Origin of the sequence: Collinsella intestinalis, assembly GCF_902364775.2 — a bacterium.
Taxonomy (GTDB): Bacteria; Actinomycetota; Coriobacteriia; order Coriobacteriales; family Coriobacteriaceae; genus Collinsella.
Genome location: NZ_CABJEU020000001.1, coordinates 713,395 through 735,613 on the forward strand (window position 1 = coordinate 713,395; position 22,219 = coordinate 735,613).

At 56.6% G+C, this 22,219-nt stretch carries 19 protein-coding genes; 7 read left to right on the forward strand and 12 right to left on the reverse strand.

The features are described 5' to 3' along the window. Nucleotides 1-99: 99 nt before the first annotated feature. From FY258_RS03055 to sufC, 10 genes are all read right to left on the reverse strand, one after another. The gene (locus tag FY258_RS03055) at nucleotides 100-1,503 is read right to left on the reverse strand and encodes a lysylphosphatidylglycerol synthase transmembrane domain-containing protein (protein WP_118103017.1); all 1,404 of its coding nucleotides are present in this window, start codon (nucleotides 1,501-1,503) and stop codon (nucleotides 100-102) included. Then, nucleotides 1,397-2,218, reverse strand: a complete 822-nt coding sequence (locus FY258_RS03060; protein WP_259324421.1) for an ABC transporter permease — start codon at nucleotides 2,216-2,218, stop codon at nucleotides 1,397-1,399. The genes FY258_RS03055 and FY258_RS03060 overlap by 107 nt, the downstream gene beginning before the upstream one ends. After that, nucleotides 2,218-2,979 carry an ABC transporter ATP-binding protein gene (locus FY258_RS03065; protein WP_118103019.1) on the reverse strand — a complete coding sequence of 254 codons (762 nt, stop codon included), beginning with the start codon at nucleotides 2,977-2,979 and terminating at the stop codon, nucleotides 2,218-2,220. Before FY258_RS03065 ends, FY258_RS03060 begins: the two co-directional genes overlap by 1 nt. 272 nt (nucleotides 2,980-3,251) lie before the next feature. After that, complete coding sequence (locus FY258_RS03070) at nucleotides 3,252-4,163, reverse strand: glycine betaine ABC transporter substrate-binding protein (protein WP_118103021.1); 912 nt, start codon at nucleotides 4,161-4,163, stop codon at nucleotides 3,252-3,254. A gap of 133 nt (nucleotides 4,164-4,296) precedes the next feature. Next, nucleotides 4,297-4,950, reverse strand: a complete 654-nt coding sequence (locus FY258_RS03075; protein WP_118103023.1) for an ABC transporter permease — start codon at nucleotides 4,948-4,950, stop codon at nucleotides 4,297-4,299. A gap of 111 nt (nucleotides 4,951-5,061) precedes the next feature. Further along, nucleotides 5,062-5,484 (reverse strand): Fe-S cluster assembly sulfur transfer protein SufU, encoded by a 423-nt coding sequence (gene sufU / locus FY258_RS03080; RefSeq protein WP_118103025.1) that lies wholly within the window; start codon nucleotides 5,482-5,484, stop codon nucleotides 5,062-5,064. A gap of 70 nt (nucleotides 5,485-5,554) precedes the next feature. Further along, entirely contained in the window at nucleotides 5,555-6,898 is a 1,344-nt protein-coding gene (locus tag FY258_RS03085; protein WP_182279390.1) for an aminotransferase class V-fold PLP-dependent enzyme, read from the reverse strand. Continuing rightward, nucleotides 6,895-8,142 (reverse strand): SufB/SufD family protein, encoded by a 1,248-nt coding sequence (locus FY258_RS03090; RefSeq protein ID WP_259324422.1) that lies wholly within the window; start codon nucleotides 8,140-8,142, stop codon nucleotides 6,895-6,897. Before FY258_RS03090 ends, FY258_RS03085 begins: the two co-directional genes overlap by 4 nt. 14 nt (nucleotides 8,143-8,156) lie before the next feature. After that, a complete protein-coding gene (gene sufB, locus FY258_RS03095) occupies nucleotides 8,157-9,569 on the reverse strand; it encodes a Fe-S cluster assembly protein SufB (RefSeq protein WP_118103028.1) in 1,413 nt (470 codons plus the stop codon). Between the two features lie 10 nt (nucleotides 9,570-9,579). After that, nucleotides 9,580-10,485 carry a Fe-S cluster assembly ATPase SufC gene (gene sufC, locus FY258_RS03100; RefSeq protein WP_118103030.1) on the reverse strand — a complete coding sequence of 302 codons (906 nt, stop codon included), beginning with the start codon at nucleotides 10,483-10,485 and terminating at the stop codon, nucleotides 9,580-9,582. Between the two features lie 193 nt (nucleotides 10,486-10,678). Here sufC and FY258_RS03105 point away from each other — a divergent pair, with 193 nt between their 5' ends. The 4 genes from FY258_RS03105 to FY258_RS03120 all read left to right on the forward strand — a co-directional run bounded on the left by FY258_RS03105 (nucleotide 10,679) and on the right by FY258_RS03120 (nucleotide 15,754). Continuing rightward, a complete protein-coding gene (locus tag FY258_RS03105) occupies nucleotides 10,679-11,170 on the forward strand; it encodes an RrF2 family transcriptional regulator (protein WP_118103032.1) in 492 nt (163 codons plus the stop codon). Nucleotides 11,171-11,296: 126 nt separating this feature from the next. Beyond that, nucleotides 11,297-13,438 carry a sulfatase-like hydrolase/transferase gene (locus FY258_RS03110; RefSeq protein WP_118103034.1) on the forward strand — a complete coding sequence of 714 codons (2,142 nt, stop codon included), beginning with the start codon at nucleotides 11,297-11,299 and terminating at the stop codon, nucleotides 13,436-13,438. A gap of 75 nt (nucleotides 13,439-13,513) precedes the next feature. Beyond that, nucleotides 13,514-14,452, forward strand: coding sequence for a glycosyltransferase (locus tag FY258_RS03115; protein WP_118103036.1), 939 nt, complete (start codon nucleotides 13,514-13,516; stop codon nucleotides 14,450-14,452). A gap of 69 nt (nucleotides 14,453-14,521) precedes the next feature. Continuing rightward, nucleotides 14,522-15,754, forward strand: a complete 1,233-nt coding sequence (locus FY258_RS03120) for a lipopolysaccharide biosynthesis protein (RefSeq protein WP_147350713.1) — start codon at nucleotides 14,522-14,524, stop codon at nucleotides 15,752-15,754. On the opposite strand, the gene FY258_RS03125 is transcribed toward FY258_RS03120, so the two are convergent. Together FY258_RS03125 and FY258_RS03130 are read right to left on the reverse strand one after the other, a co-directional pair. Continuing rightward, nucleotides 15,739-16,098: a DUF2304 domain-containing protein gene (locus FY258_RS03125; RefSeq protein WP_118103040.1), complete on the reverse strand. Its 360-nt coding sequence runs from the start codon at nucleotides 16,096-16,098 to the stop codon at nucleotides 15,739-15,741. The genes FY258_RS03120 and FY258_RS03125 overlap by 16 nt on opposite strands. A gap of 3 nt (nucleotides 16,099-16,101) precedes the next feature. Then, nucleotides 16,102-16,791: a glycosyltransferase family 2 protein gene (locus FY258_RS03130; RefSeq protein WP_118103042.1), complete on the reverse strand. Its 690-nt coding sequence runs from the start codon at nucleotides 16,789-16,791 to the stop codon at nucleotides 16,102-16,104. A gap of 121 nt (nucleotides 16,792-16,912) precedes the next feature. On the opposite strand from FY258_RS03130, the gene FY258_RS03135 reads away from it, so the two are divergent. From FY258_RS03135 to FY258_RS03145, 3 genes are all read left to right on the forward strand, one after another. After that, the gene (locus tag FY258_RS03135) at nucleotides 16,913-18,043 is read left to right on the forward strand and encodes a glycosyltransferase family 4 protein (protein ID WP_182279391.1); all 1,131 of its coding nucleotides are present in this window, start codon (nucleotides 16,913-16,915) and stop codon (nucleotides 18,041-18,043) included. A 110-nt stretch (nucleotides 18,044-18,153) separates the two neighbouring features. Next, nucleotides 18,154-20,193: a DUF2142 domain-containing protein gene (locus FY258_RS03140; RefSeq protein ID WP_182279392.1), complete on the forward strand. Its 2,040-nt coding sequence runs from the start codon at nucleotides 18,154-18,156 to the stop codon at nucleotides 20,191-20,193. A 464-nt stretch (nucleotides 20,194-20,657) separates the two neighbouring features. Continuing rightward, nucleotides 20,658-22,205, forward strand: coding sequence for an N-acetylmuramoyl-L-alanine amidase (locus FY258_RS03145; RefSeq protein WP_147350714.1), 1,548 nt, complete (start codon nucleotides 20,658-20,660; stop codon nucleotides 22,203-22,205). Nucleotides 22,206-22,219 lie beyond the last annotated feature (14 nt).

Consider the following 22,219-nt stretch of genomic DNA (forward strand, 5'->3'; position numbering starts at 1 on the left):
CGCGTGAAGTGTTCGCGCTTCGTGAAGAGACCGAAGGTTGACGTGTATCGCGCGTGGATTGAAACGATTTCAAGCCGATGAATCCCGGGATGGTTGGGGTTATCGCGCCTCGCCGTCGTGGTGACGCGCCGATTCCGCGGGGCGAGGCTTTTTGGGCATCTTCACCGTGAGATCGCCTGTTTGCGAGCGTGTGACCTTGCGCTCGGGCGATGCCGGCTGCGATGCGGTAGGCCGATACGCGATTCCCGCACGGCGTTTGACGCTGCCCCAATCGCCATGGGCGACGTGGACGGTGTTCTCGAGGCGGCGGTTCCATCGGTGGTAGATGCTTTCCCCGGTCGTAGAGCGCATACCCATGCACGGTGCGGCGATGACGACGGGGAGCAGGTATTCGACGGAGCGCCAGATGACCAGGCCTGCAGATAGATGCCAGCCGAACATTCCGCCGAATAGATAGGTGAAGCCCACCTCGGCGCCGCCTGCGCCTCCGGGTAGCGGGATGGCGTTGACCAGGAGCTCGACCATCGAGCCCGAGGCGAGGCAGATCAGCAGGTCCGCTTCGAGGCCGAATGAGCGAAGTACGAAATAGGGGAGCGCGTACATGCATCCGAGTTGGAGCAGCGTGAGGAGCTCGACGACCGGAAGCACGTGCCAGTTGGATGCGGCGGAGCGGAACGCCTGGGAGAAGGACGTGACTTGTGTGGTGAGGAAGGCGAGATAGCGCTCGTAGCGTTCGTCATTGAGGATGTGCAAGGCATGGCCCAACTTGAGACCGAGGCCGCCGAGCTTTTGGATGGGGCCGGGAAGCAGGCAGAGGAGAAGGACGCCGCCGACCTGGATGAACTTGAACCCGAACATGAAGACCCCGATCCACACGACATCGAGCCCGAGGATCTTGACGCTGGCGAAGGTCGTCAGGAAATAGTCACCGCAGAACAGCAGCATGATGGCGGCGAAGATGCCCTCGCCCGCCTCATAGAGTGTGAATCGGACGAATTGCAATGCCGAGGCATCCGGCAGGGAAAGGCCCGCACGGGTGAGGCGATAGATTTGGGAGGGGATGACGCCGGCACCGCCGGGGGTGAGGCGCATAAAGAAGACACCGGAGGCTTCGACGCTCATGAGGTCTCGAAAGCCCACGGGGGAATCATGGTCGACCACGACGATGGCGGCGTATGCGAGAACACCGAAGACGTAGTAGCACAAAAAGCAGACGACGCCCGCGATGATCCACTTGGGATTGACGCCTATGAGGGCACGGACGAAGTCGTCGAGCTGACCGCTCAAGACGAGGTAGGCGGCGTAGGCGATTCCGAGGAACGCGAGGAAGATGAACGTGGTGCGCACCTGCTTCATGGAGGTGCTGTCTGCTTTGCGGTCCTGGACGGCCGAGGTGTCACCTACGGCGATCTTGGGGGCACGCCGATCGCGAGCCGGCTCGGCGGACCCGGGTGTCCCGGTTGCCGTTGAGCGCTCCTGTTCGCGATCGATGCTCGACGTCATGCCTTGCCTCCATGGTGCATCGTGCGCCGCGTCGTCGCGGCCGTGTACACAGTGTACCCGTCTGTCGCCGTGCGGCCCCGGGCTTGTTCCGATGCACAAGATGGCTACGCGCTTCGATGAGCCTGAGGGCGCCATCGAGAGTGAGTGCGAGGGCGGCGCAGCAAATCGTGCCGGCGAGGATCTTGTCGATGTTCATGCTCCGCAGACCGCTTAAGAGGATCATGCCGAGCCCGCCGGCGTTGATGGTTGCCGCGATGGTGGCGATACCGACGGTGGAGATGCAAGCCAGGCGTACGCCGGCGATGATGGCGGGAAGGGCGAGGGGCAGCTGCACCTTGAGCAGCACTTGCGAATCGCTCAGACCCATGCCGCGCGCAGCTTCGATAAGTGCCGGATCAACGCCCCGAATACCCTCGAGAGCATTGCGAACGAGCATGAACTGGTTGTATACGACCATGACGATGACGGCGCTGGTGAAGCCCAATCCGGTCAGAGGGATGAGCAGGGCGAACAGTGCGAGACTGGGAATGGCATACGCTGCGCCGAGGATCTCTACCGCGGCATCACCGAGCGGTCGGCTCCGCAGGCAGGCAACCGTGATGAGCGCGGCAATGACACAGGAGATGAGCATGGTCGCGCCCAGTAGCATGAGGTGTTCGGCTGTCGCCTCGAACAGGTCGTCGGCGTGCGTGGCCATGTATGACAACAAGCCCATCACGCTCTCCTGCCCTCGGGTGTGTAGCCCTGCGTTTCGAGCAGTTCGCGCACGAAGGGCGTGGCGGGATGTGCGAGCAGTTCTTCGGGGGTGGCGTATTGCTGCACGCGACCGGCATCGACTACCAACACCTTGGTGCCGAGCTTGAGGGCCTCGGTGACGTCGTGCGTGACGAAGACGAAGGTCTTTCCGCTACCGCGGTGGATACGCAGGAGTTCGTCTTGGAGTTTGGCGCGGGTGATTGCATCGATGGCGCCGAAGGGTTCGTCGAGCAACATGATCTCGGGCGAGGCGGCCAATGCGCGCACGAGTCCGATGCGCTGTTGCTGGCCACCGGAGAGTTGCGAGGGGTAGCGGTCGCGGAAATCGCTTGGATCGAGGTGGACGAGCTCGAGCAGCTCGTCCACGCGAGCATCGATGCGCCCGCGGTCCCACTTGAGGATCTTGGGCACGCAGGCGATGTTCTCGGAGACGGTCATATGCGGGAACAGTCCCGTCTGCTGGATGACATAGCCGATGCCCCGGCGCAGCTCAACGGGGTCGACCTGCGAAACATCCTGGCCGTTCACCAGCACGGTTCCCGTGTCGGGATCGTGCAGGCGGTTGATGAGCTTGATGAACGTGGTTTTGCCGCCGCCGGAGGTGCCGAGCACACAGACGAGCTCGCCGGGATCGATCGTCAGGTTTACGTGGTCGAGCGCGGGAGATGTCGCACCCGGAAAGCGCTTGGTGACATCGATGAATTCGACTGCCGGGGTCATGAGGCGTCCTTCTCTACTCGTTGCGTCCCGTTTGGCGCCGCGGGACGGCGGCGCTCGAGGGTTTTCGTACTCCTACTACCCATTTTGAGCCTGGAGCGCGGTGTTTTGCGACACGGCTGGGGAGGGGTCGAGCTTTTTCGTACTCATTTTGGATTTCGCTGAGTAGAGGGGTATTTGCAGCAACAAAACCCCAGGTGGGAGAGTGCTGAAAAGGGCTTGTACTTTGCAAAGTCCCGAATGAGTACGAAAAAGCTCGACCCCTCGAATATCAGCTACGACATGGAGGCGTAGAAGTCCTTCGCGACGTCCTCGTAATCCTCCTTGTCGATGTCAACGCGGGCGTTGAGGCGCGTGAGCTCCTCGGTGGTGAGGGCGGCGTTCACGCGATCGAGCGCTTCGGCGATGCCGGGGTTGGCCTCGAGGACCTCGGCGCGCACGACGGGGGCCACGTTGTAGGGCGGCCAAACGTGCTTGTCATCCTCGAGCATCGTAAAGGCGGGGTCGGTGAGCTGGGCTTCGGTGGTGTAAGCGGGGGTGACGTCGGCCTCGTCGTTGCGTAGCACCTCGTACTTCAGGCCCTCGTCGTAAATCGCGGAGGCCTTCCAGTCGAAGGGGCCGTAGGTGGCCTCGAGGGCGGGGAGGCCGTCTGAGCGCTCATCGAACTGACCTTGGCTGGCGAAGCGCAGGTCTTCGGCGTGGGCCTGCAGGTCGGAGATGGTCTTGATCCCGTACTTCTTTGCGGACTCGGTGCGAATCACAAGTCCCTGGCCATCGGCGGCCTCGGATTTGTTCAGCCATACGAGGTCGAACTGATCGGCATAAGCGCTCTTAACGGTCTCGTAGACTTCCTCGGGGTCGGTCAGGGGGTCCATCTTGAGGACGGAGATGAGGCCGGTGCCCGTGTATTCGGGGTACAGGTCGATATCGCCGTTTTCGATGGCGGTGTGAATGAGTGAGCCCGAGATCTCAAACGAGCGCTTGACGCTGAATCCCGCGTCCTCCAGGGCAAGAGCGTAGAGTTCGGAGAGGATGACGCCCTCAGTGAAGGCCTTCGAGCCGACTGTGATGGCGTTCTCGCTGCCTTTGGAGTTTCCGCAACCGGAGAGGGACGAGGCGCCCAGGAATGAGAGCGCTGCGGTGCCACATAGGGCAAGAGCGCTGCGACGGGTGATTGTGGTGTTCATGATGGTCCTTTCGGAGGGAATGGCACGTGCCTGATTAGAAGGGCTGATCTGTGGGCGGCTCTCACGTTGGCGGGCGGCCGGTTGGTCATGCCACACCGAGGCCGGTGAGCGGGAACGAGGGCCGTCCGTAGCATCAGCGGGCGGATGAGCCGACGCGTTCGTACGCGCGGATGCGTCGATCGACCATGGCGAGCGCGCGATTGACGATCAACGAGAGTGCGGCGACAGAGATGCCGCCGATCCAGAGCAGATCGTTGCGGAGTGCTCCGAGCCCGGTATAGATGAGGATACCCAGGCCGCCCGCTCCGATATACGCCGCGAGCGTTGCGGATGCGATGATTTCGGAGGCGGCGGTGCGGACGCCGGAGAAGGCAAGCGGGAAGGCGAGCGGCGCCTTGACGGTGAGCCAGAGACGAAGCGGACTCATGCCCATGCCGACTCCCGCCTCTATGACATCGGCGGGGACGCTCCTCAACGCGACGGCCGTGTTGATGAGGATGGGCGGGATGGCGAGGATGGTGAGCGCCACGACTGCGGGTACGGTGCCCACGCCCAGGTATGGTACGCAGATGATGAGAATCGCCAGGCTGGGGATCACGCGAAGGACCCCAGCTGTCCCGGTGGCGAGTCGTTCGCTCCATGCGTGCCGGGAACACAAGATTCCGAGTGGGACCGCGATAGCGAGCGCCGCGGCGAGTGCCATGCCGCTGATGGCGAGATGGTCGATGACCATCTGGACCCATTCGGCCCCATGCTCGGAAAAGTATGTCGTAATCTGCTGGATCATCTCCACCTTGGTTCAGCGAGGTCGCAAACGGGGACGGGTGAATTAAGCGCGGGCGCCTTGTACCCCCTCAATTTAGGGACAGTCCCCAAATCGAGGGGGCGTGGAAGGGATCTAGGCGTCGAGCATGCCGTCGAGGGTGCGCCAGGCGAGCTCGGCGCACTTCACGCGCGCCGGCATGTGCGAGATGTCCTTGAGCTGGGCCGCCTCGTCGAGGTCCTCGTAGTCCTCCTCGGAGAGCTCCTCGCCGCGGATCATAGCGAGGAAAAGGCCCGAGAGGCGCTTGGCCTCCTCGACCGTCTCGTCGGTGATGAGCTCGGCCATGATGTCGGCCGATGCCTGGGAGATGGCGCAGCCGTGACCGGTGAACGCCGCCTCCTCGATTACGCCGTCGCGCACGCGCAGCGAGAGCGTGAGCTCGTCACCGCAGCTGGGGTTGATGCCGTCGTGCGTGTGCGTGGGCGCATCCATCTCGTACTTGTAGTCGGGATGTGTGTTGTGCTCCATGAAGGAGGCGGAGCCGTAGAGGTTTCCCATGATCGGGTCCTTTCGTGTACCGAAAACCTCAATTTAGGGACTGTCCCTAAATTGAGGTGTGTTCGTGCGACTAGTTGTGGAAGACACTCCAGACATGGTTCAGGGAGTCGATGAAACGGTCGATGTCGTACTTGTCGTTGTAGAAGGCGATGCTGGCGCGGCAGCAGGCGAGGTTCTCGACCTGAAGCCAGGTGAGCAGCGGCTGGGCGCAGTGGTGGCCTGCGCGGATGCACACGCCGTCCATGTCCATGATGCTGGCGACGTCGTGCGGGTGGATGCCGCGCACGTTGAAGCTGATGGCGCCATGGTGCTGGTCCCAGTAGATGGACCCGACGATGTCGACGAAGGGGAGCTGGACCATGCGGCTCATGGCGTAGTGGACGAGTGCACGCTCGCGCTCGGCGATCGCGTCGTAGCCGACCTTGTTCACGAGGTAGTCCAGCGCGACGCCCGTGGCGTAGATGCCCGCGGCGTCCTGCGTGCCGGCCTCGAATTTCTCGGGCACGGGGGCCCAGGTGGCTCCCTGCTCGGTGACGGAGTCGATCATCTCGCCGCCGGTGTAGACCGGGTCGGTGCGGTCGAGCAGGTCCATGCGACCCCACAGCACGCCGACGCCCATGGGGCCGAGCGCCTTGTGAGCGGAGAAGGCCAGGAAATCGGCACCGAGTTTTTGCACGTCGAGGGCCATGTGGGGGATGGACTGCGCAGCGTCGACCACCATGTAGGCGCCGTTGGCGTGAGCGGCCGCGGCGAGCTTGGCGATGGGGTTCTCCACGCCGAGCACGTTGGAGACGTGTCCGCAGGAGACGATCTTGGTCGCAGGGCCGATCTTGGCGGCGATCTCGTCGTCGGTGATCTGGCCGGTGGGGGTTGGGTAGAGGTAAACGAGCTTCGCGCCGGTCTCGCGGCAGACCTGCTGCCAGGGGATGAGGTTGGAGTGGTGCTCCATGATGGAGATGGCAACCTCGTCGCCGGGGTCGAGCACATGCGGGGCAAAGCCCTTGGCCACGATGTTCAGGGCCTCGCTCGTGTTGCGGCAGAAGACGATCTCATTTGCGCGGGCGCGACCGCGCTCGTCCACGGCGCCGATGAGTTCGGCGATTTGGGAACGGACCTTCGCGATGGCCTCGGTCGCCTCGACGGAGAGCGAGTACAGGCCGCGCAGCGGGTTGGCGTTCATCGTCTCATAGAAGGTCTTCTGCGCCTCGAGCACGCAGGCGGGGCGCTGAGCGGTGGCGCCGCTGTCCAGGAAGGCGAGTTCAGGGTGCTGAGCGAGCAGCGGGAAGTCGCCCTTGAAGGGATTGAGCTCGATATCGACGCGCGGCCAGCCACGGCTGACCTCGTCGGAAGCATCGAAGACGAATTCAGACGGAGCTGTGCAGGTGTCGCACGTCACGTTCTCGGTGTCGATCACGCGATCTCCTCCTCAAAATGCGGGATGATCTGGTTGCCGAGGCGCACGACGTTGGCGCGCACGGCGTCGTTGGGCGCCTGCAGTGCGGCGTCCTCGAGTTTTGCGGAAAGGAACAGGGCCTCGGTCTGCTCCTGGGAGAGGCCGCGGCAGGCTGCGTAGAAGAGCTGCTCGGGACGCACGTGGCCGATGGTGGCGCCGTGGTTGCCCGCAACATCATCTTCATCGCACAGGATGTTCGGAACGGTCTTGTTGTCCACGCCCTTGCTTGCCAAAAGCACGGTCTCGCGCTCGTTGCCCTCGGCGCCCTTGGCCCCATGGATGAGGTCGATGGTGCCGCGCAGGCACTTCTTGGACGTGCCCGTGAGCACGCCGTTGGCATCCATGTTGGAGACGGTCTTGCGCCCGCGATGACGGATGATGTAGTTGAAGTCGCGCTGCTGGGTGCCCGAAGCGAGATAGCTCGTGTCGACGTCGATGCGGGAGCGGTCGCCGCGCAGGTCGGCCGCGAGGCCGGTGGCGGTGAAGCCGCCACCCAGGACCACATGGCGCACATTCACGCGGGCGCCCTCGTCCAGAACGAATCCGGAGTCCTCGACGCAGGTGACGGCATCGCTCGCGGTGAGGTACACCGTGATGTCGACGCGTGCGCCGGCACCGGCGAACACACGCATGGTGGAGCCCATGAAGGCGGGGGCATCGGCGTCGCTGTCGAGGGAGAGCGCGATGGAGAAGGTGGAGTTGGGCGCCGCGACGATGTCGATGCTGGCGCCCGAAGCCTCGCCCTCGTGCGTAGTGACGCGGATCGTGGCCTCGGCTTCCTCACCCTCCTCGGTGGCGAGCACGGCGGTGCCGCCCGCAAGGAAGTTGAGGTAGGCGCGCATGTCGGCGCCCACGCCGGTTTCAAAATCGTTTGCGATGTCGCAAGCGAATTCGGAGAGCACGGCGCGATGCTCGTAGGTTGAGAGTGCGGGGATGTCGAGCTCCTCGGCTCCACGGTCGGCGCCAGTGGCGGCGGTGATCATGGCACGCTCATCGGCCGGCTTGTCCGTGCGTGCGCTGTCGATGCGCTCTTGGAGCGCTGCGACGGAGCCCTCGAAGCTGGTGGTGTTATCGAGCGTGTCGCCCGCCTCGATTTCGACCTGGCAGTTGCGCTCGAGGTCGTCGGGGATCTGAATCGTGACGTCGTTCATCTTGAGCCAGCTCCAGGTGGGGGCGGGCATGGCGGACGCATGGCGGATAGTCATACCTGGCATCTTCATTATCCGATCGCCCCTTCCATCTCGAGCTTGATCAGGTTGTTCATCTCGACGGCGTATTCGAGCGGGAGCTCCTTGGAAACGGGGTTCGCAAAGCCGTTCACGATCATGGTGCGGGCCTCTTCCTCGGAGATGCCGCGGCTCATGAGATAGAAGACCTTGTCGTCGCCGATGCGGCCGATGGTCGCCTCGTGTCCGATATCGACGTTCTTGGCGCGGATGTCCATCGCGGGGATGGTGTCCGAGCGGCTGATGTCGTCGAGCATGAGCGACTGGCACGAGACGCTCGCCGCGGCCCCCTCGGCGGCCGGGGTGGCCACGATGGAGCTGCGGAACGTGGAGATACCGCCGCCCTTGGAGATCGACTTCGTCTCCACCGTGGCGGTGGTGTCGGGCGCGCCGAGCACGACCTTGCAGCCGGTATCGAGGTTCTGGCCGGTGCCGGCGAACGTGATGCCGGTGAAGCTCGAGCGGCTCTTGCGGCCCGCGAGGACGCTCATAGGGTAGAGGTAACCCACGTGGCTGCCGAAGGAGCCCGAGATCCACTCGATCTCGCCCTCCTCCTCGCAGCGGGCGCGCTTGGTATTCAAGTTGTACATGTTCTTCGACCAGTTTTCGATGGTCGAGTACCGTAGGTGCGCGCGCTTGCCAACGAAGAGCTCGACAGCACCCGCATGCAGGTTGGCCACGTTGTACTTGGGCGCGGAGCAACCCTCGATGAAGTGCAGGTCCGCGTCGTCTTCCACCACGATGAGGGTGTGTTCGAACTGGCCGGCGCCCTTAGCGTTCAGGCGGAAGTAGCTCTGCAGCGGGAAGTCGAGCTTGACGCCCTTCGGCACGTAGACGAAGGAACCGCCGGACCACACCGCGCCGTGCAGGGCGGCGAACTTGTGGTCGGTCGGTGGGATGAGCGTCATGAACTTGCTCCGGATGATCGCCTCCCACTCGGGGACCTGCAGGGCCTCCTCGATGCCGGAGTAGACGATGCCCATCTTGGCGGCGGTGTCCTGCATGTTGTGGTAGACGAGCTCGGAGTCGTACTGCGCGCCGACGCCCGCGAGGTAGCTGCGCTCCGCCTCGGGGATGCCAAGGCGCTCGAAGGTGTCCTTGATGTCGTCCGGGACGGACTCCCAGTCGTTCTTCTGGTCGGTGTTGGGCTTGACGTAGGTCACGATGTGATCCATGTCCAGACCCTCGATGCCCGGGCCCCAGGTGGGGTTGGGCGTGTTGTGGTAGATCTCGAGCGACTTGAGGCGGCGCTCGAGCATCCAGGCGGGCTCGTTCTTGCGCTCGGAGATCTCGCGCACGATATCGGGCGTGAGGCCGGCGTCCAGGCGCTCGAAGCCCTCCTCGCCGTAAGAGAAGTCGTAGAGGCTGCGATCGATATCCGCAACCTCGGTGCGGTTCTTTGCCATCGCGTGCCCCTTACTGCTTGTCGGCGGAACCGCAGGTGGCGCCATTCGCGTCGAGTGTGGCGCGCAGGGACTGCACCATGCCGGCGCCGAGGTTCATCGAGGCGGCGCGCACGGGGTCGACGGCGGGTGCGGGCTGGGCAGCCTGCTCGGCGGCGAGCTGTGCGGTGGCCTCGCGCTCAAAGGAATCGAAGCCGTTCGCGTCGATCCAGGGGATGAGGGAGGCGTCGTCCTCGCGGACGATACGGCCGTTGACCATCACATGGACGCGGTCGACCTCGAGATGCTCGAGGATGCGCGTGTTGTGGGTGATGATGACGAGCGAGCCGTCGGTGCTCTTGCGGTAAGCGTCCATGCCGCGGGAGACCACGCCGAGGGCGTCGACGTCCAGGCCGGAGTCGGTCTCGTCCAGGATGGCGAGCTTAGGCTGGAGCAGCAGCAACTGCAGCATCTCGACCTTCTTCTTCTCACCGCCGGAAAAGCCCACGCCCAGCTCGCGGTTGAGGTAGGCGGTGTCCATGTCGAGCTCGGCGGCGAGCTCCTTCACGCGGCGGCGGAACTCCTTGCCCTTCATCTCAAGGCCGGGGCGGCCGGCGATTTGCGCGCGCAGGAAGCTGGACAGCGGCACGCCCGGGATTTCGACGGGGGCCTGGAAGGAGAGGAAGAGGCCGGCGCGTGAGCGCTTGTCGGGGGAGAGGCCGGTGATGTCGGCGCCGTCGAAGGTGATGGTGCCCTTGTTCACGGTGTAGACCGGGTCGCCCATGATGACGTGGCCCATGGTGGACTTGCCGGCGCCGTTGGGGCCCATGAGGACGTGGGTCTCGCCTGCGCCGACGGCGAGGTCGATGCCCTGGAGGATGGTCTTTTCGTCCACGGAGGCGGTGAGGCCGGCGATGTTGAGCAGGGGTGTTGCGCTCATATCAAATCCTTTCGAGACGCGCGGGCGCGGTTGCGGCGCGTGCGTCAGGGCGCGCGGCCGGTGTGCGATCCGCGCTAAACTCTAGAAGTTCACTCGGATTAACGATACGATGATAGCCGATTTCTGGGAGAATATGCCGATGTTTCGTCGGTGCTCGTGTTGCTCCACATCGTTTACCGCAAGGGGTTCGTCCATGCTCATTTCCTCTAAGGGCCGCTATGCGCTCAAGTTGATGATTTACATCGCAGCCATCGGCGGGGATCCGGTGGGGGAGAGCATCAGTGCGGATGCCGTTTCGCGTGAGGCCCTCGCGCCTCGTCCGCAGACCAAGGTCTCCTTGCGCGAGGTTGCAGAGCGCGAGGGGATTTCTCTCAAGTATTTGGAGCAGCTGGTGCGCCCGCTCATGAACGCGGGGCTGTTGAGGAGCGTGCGAGGCAAGGGCGGCGGTTACGTGCTGGCCAAGCCTGCGGCCGAGGTTCGCGCCGGGGACATCCTGCGTGCCGCGGAGGGCGAGCGTTCGACCGTTGCGTGCGAGGGGCTCGATGGGACATGCGGGCGTAGCGACCTGTGCTCAACCGTGAAGTTCTGGACGGGTCTCGAGGAGACGATCGACGCCTATGTCGACGGCGTGACCCTCGCCGAGCTTGCGCACGTGCCGGAGATCAAGCTCGATGTCGAGTTGTAAGGCACCGTGTTGGCCAATCAACCTTTGTGTTTCTTTTAATCGTCTCCATATCTTTTGTTTGGATTGTCTTTTGGGCTGTAATAGAGTTTTAAAGAACGAGGCAAACCAATAGAACGCGGAGTGATTATGGGCCAAGTTGCAAGCCCCTTGCTTTCGGTGCTTCCTTTATCGAGCGCCGTTGTCATCGTCGCCATGATTTTATATACCACTGTGCGAGCACATAGGCACGGGGTGCATGTTCCCTATGGCGACATCGCCTGGTCGTTGGCGCCTGCAGTCGTGTCCTTGTTTATAGCCATCTGGAATTATTTGGGAAATGTTGAGTTTGCTTTTGGTCCGCTCGACTTCGCAGCGTTCTCCCTTCTGATGCCGGTCTTTGCGTTCATTCCACTTATCTGCCGTCGTCCTATCAATAAGGTCTTGAGTGATATTTCGCGACATAATCGAGTTGTCAGAGCATCGTATAGTTTGTTTATTTTAGTTGTAGTTGCTGCAATCTCGACCTGGTATCTCGACTACGCCTGGCTCGGGAATGGTATCGCGATTGCGCCTAAATACTTTTTTGTCTCGTTTGTTCTAATGTTAATGGCGATTGCTGCCTTGTATTATCTTGGTCAACGCGGTGGGGCACTGGCTTCTTTGGTGCCCGTTGCTGCCCTTGGATTCGGAATTGCCCAGCATTTTGTTTTGCTTTTCAAGGGGACGGCTATTCTTCCGAGCGATTTGCTTGTTTTGGGCACTGCTGCTGAGGTTAGCTCTGGATATATGTTCATACTTAGCCAAAGTAACATGTACGCGATTTGTGCATGTTCGCTTTGCCTTAGCCTACTTTCTCTTCTCATCTCACATAGAGATCCTGTCGGTAACAAAAGCTTTGCCGGAGTGGTCTTGAATTGCTCGTTGGCATTTGTCCTGTTTCTTGGACTTTGGGGGGTTTGTGCTTCGATGGACTTTGAGAAGGTCCTTGGCTCCCCGCTTGACAGGTGGCTCCCTGTGGAGACATATAGAAAGCAGGGATTTTTAACTGGCTTTATTGAAATGATGCAGGATTTGAAAATTCCGTTGCCAGATGGATACTCAGACGAAAAGGCCGAGAATACAATTAATGCCCTTGTGGAAGACTATGATCGGACTCTTGGCGCAAGCCCGCGGAGGCAGGCATCCTCTGAACAGTATGAACTGCTGCGTCCGTCTGTTGTCGTAGTGATGAATGAGAGCTTTTCCGATTTCTCGCTTCATAATGAAATTGCGGACCAAGGGTATGAGGGCCCTCGGTTTTTCAATTCGCTTGCCGATGTACTTGGTCGGGGCGCCTTTATGACGTCCGTTGTTGGCGGCGCAACGGCGAATACGGAGTTCGAGTTCCTCACGGGCAGCTCTACCGCATTCCTAGGTAGCTACAAATATCCCTATCAATTGTATGACTTTACTGATGTGGAGAGTCTTCCTGGTCAATTTGCCGCCAATGGTTACGATACGACTGCAATTCACCCTATGAGTGGTGAAAACTACAATCGTTCATCTAATTACCAGCGCATGGGCTTCGAGCAATTCCTTGATATCGAGGAATTTGCTGATGCCGATACCTACCATGTTGGCGCATCCGATAAATCTACCTATGACAAGATCTTGGACCTCTTGAGATGTCGCGCCGCACCTCAATTCGTCTTTGATGTGACCATGCAAAACCACGGTGGATATGCACCGGATACGGTTCCTGCTGAAGATATGGTTGATTGGGCTCCAAATTCGCTCGGCGACTCAAGCCTTGCTGCGGAGTTGAACACATATCTTACGTGTATAGAGGCGTCTGATCGCGATTTACGGGATTTCGTCGAAGAACTTAAGCGGATCGATCGCCCCGTTGTCCTCATTTTCTTTGGAGACCATCAACCAAACATTGCGGCGGGCGTCAACGATGCGTTGCATCCGGATGAAGGAGCTTTTGCCCACCAAATGAGAACCTATCAGACCCATTATATGGTTTGGGCAAACTACGACGTTGCTTCCTCGTTAAGCGATCTGTCGGTCGTAGATACGAGCGCCTCACAGTTAGCCGCGCAGGTTCTTTATACCATGGGGGCTCCGTTGTCCGACTATCAAAAAGCCCAGCTTGTTCTTGGGTCTCAGATTGATTGGGTTAACTTTGTCGGTTATCGCGGGGCGGATGGTTTCACTTATGAGCTCCAAGAGGAGAGTCCATACGAAGAAGCTTTGAACGATTTGCAAACTATTCAATACTTCACTTTTGCGCAGCGGGTCATGTAGGGCGACGCACGTTCGTTGAGTGATGCCGTACTGTCGGTTGGTTGTTTCAAGTAGACATAGTCGGGGGTTTCTTTCATGCCGTTTTATGCTCACGATAATTCGGTTGCCGTGTTGCTGCCTATCTATAGGGAGCATGTATCCGCCGTCGAGCGCGCTATTAATTCTATTGCCAAGCAAACATACAGGGATATAAATCTGGTCGTCGTTGCCGATGATCCTGACAATAGGGCGCTTATTGATTGTGTTGAAAGCTTATTGGATCGCATTCCCATTGCTAGCCGCCTGATTGTTAATCCTGAAAACATGGGGCTTTCGCGCTCACTCAATCTTGCGCTATCTAGCATCGATGCTCCATATGTGTGTCGCATGGATGCCGACGATTTTTCTCATCCCTTGCGTGTCGAGCGGCAATTAGAGTATTTGCTTACAAATCAACTGGACCTCATTGGGTGCTATATGAATGTCTGTTCAGAGTCTGGCGACCTGTTGTACAAGGAGGACCGCCTGCCTGTCGAGCCGGACTCGATTAAAAAAGCGCTTGCTTACAAGAATTGCGTTATGCATCCAACTTGGCTCGGAAAAAGGGAGGTCTTCTCGCTTGGTTATCGTCAAGTTCCTCTTGCGGAGGACCTCGACTTTTTAATTCGCGCGGTGCTTGCCGGATACTCGCTAGGAAATTGCCCGGAATGTCTATTCGATTACACGCTTTCTACGGGAAGCGTATCTAGAAACAATCAATACAGACAGTTTTTGGTGCAAGACATCCTGACGAGAGAATATAGAAATCATCGCGTGGTGTCGCAGAGGGCGCTTGGCAGTGAAGTTGAGCGAAAATGGAGGGCTGCTGATGATGTGCGATATTGTTCTGCCGTTGCCGATCTAAATGTAATGCTGGGGCATGGGTCTCGCGCCGATAGGGTTCGCGCGACTACAAGGGTTTTTTCTGCTGCAGTGATATCCCAGCCGTTCCGCAAGAAAATTTTGACTAATGTAGTTGCTGCGTTCATTTCGTAGGGCGCGCGGAATAGCTCATTCTTGCTGTAACGGGAGTATTTCGTCTAAAAAAGAGATGATTGGGGCTGTGTGGCTGCTAAACAGCTTTCATTGAAAGCAAATATGTTGTGGAATTCGTTCGGCTCTTTAACGAATCTTGCGTGTCAATGGCTTGTGACCATTCTTATCGTTCGCATGGGTTCCGGCTATGAGGCGGCTGGAATCTTCTCGCTCGCTATGTCTGTTTACAACATCTTCGCGCCAATCGGCCAGTATCGCATGTACACCTATCAGGTAACTGATGTTGAGAATGAGAATACAACGGGCGAGTATCTGTCGTTTAGATTCATAACAAACGGTGTCGCCCTTTTTCTCTGCATGACTTACGCTGTTGTCACATGCGACTCAAGCGCACTCAATGCGATACTACTTTATGCTGTTTATAAGTCGGTGTGTTTGGTCCTGGATGTATTTCATGCATGTGACCAGCGAAACCACCGAATGGATTATATTGGCCAATCCCTTGCGTTGCAGGGAGTTGCATCGCTCCTTTCATTCATCGCGATTTTCGCTTATTCTGCATCTTTGGAATGGTCAATCGTTGCCATGACGCTTTCCGTTGTCGTTATTGGCATTGTGTACGACTGGCCGCGCGTCAGGCAATTCGGACCGATTTCTCTTGGCATATCCATCTCGAAGGTCCGACACCTTGTTTTTCGCTGTTTTCCGATCGTTCTCGCTTCCATAGCAGCCGCTGCAGCCTTATCCATACCAAGGCAGTTTCTCGCTGTGATTCATGGAGATGCAGCTCTTGGAATATATGCGGCGGCAGCGGCTCCGGTTGCCTTGATTCAAACCGGGGCATCCTATATCTACAACCCTTTGTTGGGTTATTTCTCTGAGCGTTATGCAAATCAAGATAAGGCAGGCTTTACCGCGTTGCTGTCTAAGGCCACAGCAGGAATTGTTGTCTTGGGTTTAGTGTGTTCCCTTGGTGTGATGATGCTTGGTGAGCCGGTGCTCGTTCTTGTGTACGGCTCCAAGATGTCTGGATTTGGCTACTTGCTTTTTCCGTTGGTGCTTCTTTCACTGGTAACTGGATATATGTGGTTCATTAATGACCTCTTGATGGCTATCAGGAATTTTCGTGCAACATTTCTGGGCAATATGGTTGCCCTTGCATTGTCTATTGTTTGTCTCCCCTTTATCTTCAAGCTTGAAATGACTGGCGTAACGTTGGCGTGTATCGCGTCATCTTTGGGCGGCACCGTGTTCATGCTGTGCTCACTGTTGATTCAGCTTAGAACCTATTGGGGATCCTGATTGTCCGCTCGGTTTGTTTTGCAGTCACGAAGGGCGATTTCCTGTGCAAGCAATGTGACTTTAGTGCGAAGTTGAGTCAATTGAACCTGAATAGTGAACTCTCTAACTAACAACATTGCAATAACAGCAAGAAAGACAAAGTTAGATGGTGATTGGATTCCAAGAAGCCCCGAAAGCGTGTAAATTGCCTTAGGAAACAGTGCAGAAAACAGAAGGCAGGCGCTTAAAAAGAGCCAATACATCGAATCGGAGTTTTGAAACTGTGAGGTCTTCAGCTTTCTTACAACAAAAAGGAGAACCGTGAAAGCTGAGAGGACTAGGGCGATACGTAGCACGGGACCCATTCGTTACCTCCTGAACCAAAGTGAGAATAGGATTGCGGAGCACGTGTTGAGCATGTACAAAATGGATTTCGACAGCGTCAGGTAGCTTTCACCGGCTGCTCTGTCGCGCATTTCGACTTGATACTCTCTTATAACTGCATTGTGTTTACGGATAAGAAATGCAAGGGTATCCGGTTCTGGTGATAAATCGTTCCTTGTCGCAAATTGTTCGATTGCGGATTTGTTGTACATGCGCATTCCTGAGGTTGGATCGTTTAACCGCATGCCAGTTGTGAGCCGGATGAATAAGGAGATCAGGTCCGACCCGATCATTCGAAGGGAGTGGGGCTTCTTTTCTGTTACGAAACGGGAGCCAATTACAATATCGGCTTTGGTTTCCCGCATGAACTCAGAGATTGCCGAAATATACTCGGGTACATGTTGCCCGTCTGCATCGAACTGAATCGCTTGGTCGTAGCCATTGCGATATGCGTACTTCATTCCCGCCTGAAAGGCGCCTGCCAGCCCGAGATTCACGGGAAGGTCGATTAGATTGAAGTCGTGTTCGCGGCAAAGTCTTGCGGTTGAGTCTTTTGAGCCGTCGTTTACGACAATATAATCGAACTGCGGGGCTTTTTCCTGTAGTTCCTGCACGGTGTTTACTATGCACGCCTCTTCGTTATAGGCGGGGATGATGACGAGAGTGGATGACACGCGCCTGTTCCTCACGTTCCAAACTGGTTAATGTTGCAACAAATCAATGATACGCTATCGAAGTATGAAGGAGCCCTTTCACGCATTATGCGCATGAGCAAGTATGGAGGAGACGTCGTCCATGTCGACTATCTGCATATTCTCCGCCTTGTTTCCGCCGAGCATGGGCGGAGTCGAGCGCTTTACAGATTGTCTGTCCGCCGAATTGGCGCACGAGGGGCATTCTGTTGTTGTCGTGACAAATAATACGCACGGACTCGATAGTAAGGAAATGCTTCATAGCGGCGTGCAAGTTGTTCGCCTGCCATGTGTGAACCTCGTTGACGGTAGGTACCCTGTCCCAGTGCGCAACGCATTGTTTTATGAGCTGATGAACTACTTGAACGATATTGAATTTGATGGAGTCCTGGTTAACGCAAGGTTTTATCTCCACTCTCTTCTAGGGGTACAATTCGCTAGGCGCCAGGGATTAAGAGCTGTAGTTTTGGACCATGGCTCTGCATATTTGACGCTTGGCTCCAGGGTCCTTGATCGGATGATTAAATTCTATGAGGATTGCATCACATCTTATCTTAGACGGCTTTCAGTTGATTTTTATGGGATATCAGCCAAGAGCGCCGAATGGCTTAAGCATTTTGGAATTGTGCCTAAAGGGGTTATAGGTAACGCTATTGATGCCGCTTCGTTTAGGGGGCAAGCGTCTAATCGTTCTTACAGAGATGAGCTTGGAATTGCCGATGATGCGCTCCTTCTTTCTTTTACGGGCAGACTTGTTCCCGAGAAGGGCATAGACGTCCTGCTGGAAACCATGGGTTTGCTCCATGAATACCCGGTGGAATTGGTGGTTGCGGGGGATGGCCCTCTTTTGTCATCAATTGAAGATGCGCATCTGTCCAACGTGCATGCCGTTGGTAGGCTTGAACAGCCTGATATTGCGGCCCTTTTATTAGAGTCCGATTTGTTCTGTCTTCCCACACGTTCCGAAGGATTCTGCACTTCTTTACTTGAGTCCGCCGCCTGTGGCACGCCGTTTCTGGTGACAGATGTTGGGGGGGCGAAAGAGATTGCTCCCAACGAGGACTATGGGTTTATAACCGATTCTGCTAACGCTTCAGAGTTCGCGTCTATTGTGAATAGCATAATAGATTCGCAAGTTGATTTGCAGCATATGGGCGGTTTATGCGCTTCTAGGGTTGAATCGACTTGTTCATGGAGCGCTGTTGCGAGTATTCTGCTTGCTGCATTTGATTGAATCCATTTGGATTAGTCTTTCGGTCTATTATGCGGCTCAAAGTGAGAGGGATTGGCGTGTTTGCGCATAGAGAAGATGGATGTTCGACTATATTCGATAGCAAGATGCCTATGAAGGTTGCGGATTCGGAAAGCGGGCCATCTTTGCCACGCGTTTGGGTTTTAATTGCGCTCTTTACTATCTTGCTGGGTTTTGCCGGTGCATTCTTTTTCCTGAGTCGTGGTGCTTCCGTTGCTATGGTTGTTTTGATTGCATCGGTCGTGCTTGCTGCAGCAGAGCTTCAAACGTACTTCCAGTTCTTTTGTCTTCCCAAGCCGAGTTTTATGGGGATGACGAGTCGGGGTTCTTTCTGGATTGCTCTCTCTGCGTCTTTCTTTGCTGCATTTTTGCTCGAGGCGGGAACTTTAATCGGTGCTCCCAACTCTACACCGTTAGAGCTGGGGGACTGGAGGGCCAAGAGGTTTTTTGTCTTCTTTATGCTCTCATATCTATTAATCTTATTTGCTCTTGAGTATGTTCCTGCTGACATTTCTGATCGTTTTAAATTGTATTGCCATAATCGGTTGCGTCGCACCCTGTTTGCATTTCTTGTTGCCTACGGCTCATCATTTATCTTGGCATTGGCTGTTGGATTTCTTTTCCATCGCTATTGCGCATTGTCATTTTGGCCTCAGTTGTTGTTCTGGTTTTTCTTATTTGCGGCCGTGGCGACCGGTGCGGTTCATTTTGGTTTCAAAATCATATCTCTTGAGTTCTCTGTCATGTTGATTCTTCTGCTTGCGGGCACTTCAATTATTTCCGCCATTCCGATTTCGAATCTCTTTTCTTGGGATGATGAAATACATTATTCGAACGCGCTTCATCTCTCATATTTCAGTGATGCGGAGTTAACCTCGAGCGATTTGATGCTCATGCATTTGTTTGACGTCCAGGGAGGGCACACCGTTGATGCTTCAATGGGTCGATTTCCTGTTGATGGTTCTCTTACCTGGCGTGAGGATGAAATTGATTTGCTGACTGCCGAGCTCGATGCGGGTTATGGTCGCGGCGTGGTTGCCACTGTTGAGGGCATCGCATCGTCTACGTTAAGCTACTCAATGCTCGGGTATGTTCCTTCGGCAGTCGGGTTATGGCTCGGTAGGCTTTTTCATTTTCCGCTCAGCTTGACTTTCATGTTGGGCAGATTCGCTAATCTGCTTTGCTATGCGACTGTTTGCTTCTTTGCTATAAGGATAATTCCATGCAAGAAGTTGCTTATGGGCGTATTGGCCCTCATGCCAACCAGCGTTTTCATGGCGGCGAATTTCGCTTATGACCCATGGGTGATTTCATTCGGTTTCTTGTCTGTTTCACTCATCGTGAGGTCTGTCGACTCGTCTAATCCCCCTACATCTCATGTTGTGTTTGCGATTCTTCTCTCATTTTTCGTTGGCCTTGCTCCAAAGGCCGTTTACTTTCCGCTGATTGGTCTTATGTTCCTCATCCCCACTAAGGGACTTACGCCTAGGGCGCGTCGGGCATTTTACTCGGCGGTCGTGGTGCTCGGTCTTGTCGTTGTGGCCTCGTTTCTCGCTCCGCTCGTTGTCTCTAACGGCGGGGGTGCTGGCGATATACGTGGTGGTGAAGGGGTCAATTCATCTGCCCAGGTAAGATATGTTCTGGGTAATCCTGTAGCATACGCGTCGACCATGCTAAAGTTCCTGTCAACGAGCTATTTGACACCGGCATCTTTTGGTGCAGCTACCGTTCAGTGGGCATACTTGTCGGACCTTTCTGTTGCATTTCCTTGGCTTGCGAATGTGGTGCTCATATTTGTGTTCTGCGTCGCTTTACTTGATTCTGACGCATGCAGCAGGAAGATCTTCTCTGTTGCCGGCGCTGTCTGGGCGCTCTTTCTCGTGGCTATTTCTCTTGTAGGAATCTGTACGGCTCTCTACTTTTCATTTACCCCTGTTGCACTTGATTGGATTAATGGGGTTCAGTCAAGATACTTGCTGCCCCTTGTGCTTCCTTTGCTTGTTTTCGTTTTGAACATGCCCTATGTTCGTAGATGGGGCAGGCGATTCGTCCCAGTTGCCGTTATGGTTGTCAGCGTGTCTCTTCTTGGCTTTACGAGCTGGATGCTCCTATTTTCGCGCCTTGTCGTTTAGCGCTCATTTGCGCAAATCTGTGCCCGTCATTTACAGGAACGTGGGCGTCATCAAATATATCGATGGCGCCCACGTTCTGGCTAGCCTGCAGAGTACGACTTTTTAAGCGCTTAATGGGGCAGTGCACCTGGTCGAAAGAGTCTGCGAGTGCTGGTGGTTGCTGAATTATCATTTGCCGTGATATGCGGCAGTGCCGGAGTCATCCTTTGATTAATCTTTGGGTTTCTTCATTTGGTTTTCTCCACCATTATGCATCGGGGTGATTCTGCGTAGTTGTGTTCGGGGAAGATCTCGGTCAACCGAATGCTGGTATCCTACCGATTTAAAATGAGTATCAATGTGTGACTGGGGGATACCAAGTGTCCGATAGATGTCTTTCTCGTAGAACCGCCATTGCCGCGACTGCCGTTGCCGCCGCGTCTGCTGCGGCGCCTCGTCGCCTTTGGGCAGACGAATATGCCGACGTGGTTCCGCTTGCGTCGAGCAATGAGGTTGAGTTCCTCTACATCGACACTGCTGAGATGGGATTGGGCGCAGAGCAGAATATCGTCGTCTCGCTTACTGATTATAAAACCGTAGATGATGCGAGCATGATTGTTAGGGGCATGGAGGCCCTGCAGGAAATCGAGCTGCCCCTTGGGACGTGCGTCGATGGCGCGATGCTGTTCAGCTTTGTCCCTGGGGACACTGATCGATATGAGGTCGCAACGCTCACCTTCTCTTCGGGTGGTTCGCGCTATCTTGTTGATTTCACCGATGCGGATGCAGCATACCGCAGCTTCCTTGTCGCCTCGCCCGATATGCAAATGTTTTCGATGGACGGTGACGGTGTATGCGCCGAGCCGGAGCTGCAAGTTTACACCGAGGGTGATGGGGAGACGCTTAATCAGGACCAATCGATCGAGGAGGGCGTGGCGCTTGCGCTCGGCGCTGACTCTCGTGCCCGCTCAGGTCAGTCGGAACGCAAGGGGGATTTGGTCGTCGCCCTCGACCCCGGTCATGTTGGTATGGCGTATGGCGGCGGCGCCGCATCGTTTGGGCTGACGGAGCAGACCGCGACATGGAAGATCGCACAGGCTTGTCGCGCCGTCCTCGAGACTTACAAGGGCGTCACAGTTGTCTACACTGTCACTCCCGCTGACAAATTGTCGCCCAAGACCGAGCTTGTTGCGCGCGTCAACAGCGCGGTGCGCCAGAACGCAGATGTTCTGGTGAGTCTGCATCTTAATTCGACTGGCACCGGGGTCGCTCATGGCGCCGAAGTCTGGGCTCCGTATAATTCTGGCTATAACAGCGAGACGCATGCTGTGGGAGTTGAGCTTGGCAAGAACATACTTGCCCGCCTAGAGAAGCTGGGACTGTACAATCGTGGTGTCAAGTTCAAGTGGCTCAATGGCGACCGCGATTATCCGGATGGGAGCAACGGGGATTACTACGGCGTGATTCGCGAGGCCCGTAAGCACGGGCTCCCTGCCATAATCGTTGAGCACGCTTTTTTGGATAACTACGGTGACTTCAGCAAGTTTTTGAGTGACGACGCCAAGCTGCGGTCTCTCGGCATGGCCGATGCGCAGGGTATCGTCAACTACTTCGGTCTCACAATGGGTGAGGGGACCGTATACAGGTTGTATTATCCGCCCATGCTCGATCACCATTACACGACTGATGCAAATGAGTATCGGGTTCTCGCAACACGAGGTTGGATACAAGAAGGTGTTGCCTGGTATTCGGCGAAGGCCGACCAGGGCAAGCCGGTGTATCGTCTGTACCATCCGGGTACTAAGGACCATCATTACACGATGGATCGAAACGAGTACGATACGCTCGCCAGGCGCGGTTGGGTACAGGAGAATGTTGCCTGGTACTCCGATCCGAATAAGTCCGTGCCCGTCTATCGTTTGTATTACCCTGCCACCAAGGACCATCATTACACCAAGGATGCTTACGAGTACAAGGTGCTGGGGACGCGCGGATGGATACAGGAGGGTATCGCCTGGTATTCTACCGAGTAGTGGTCAATAACGCC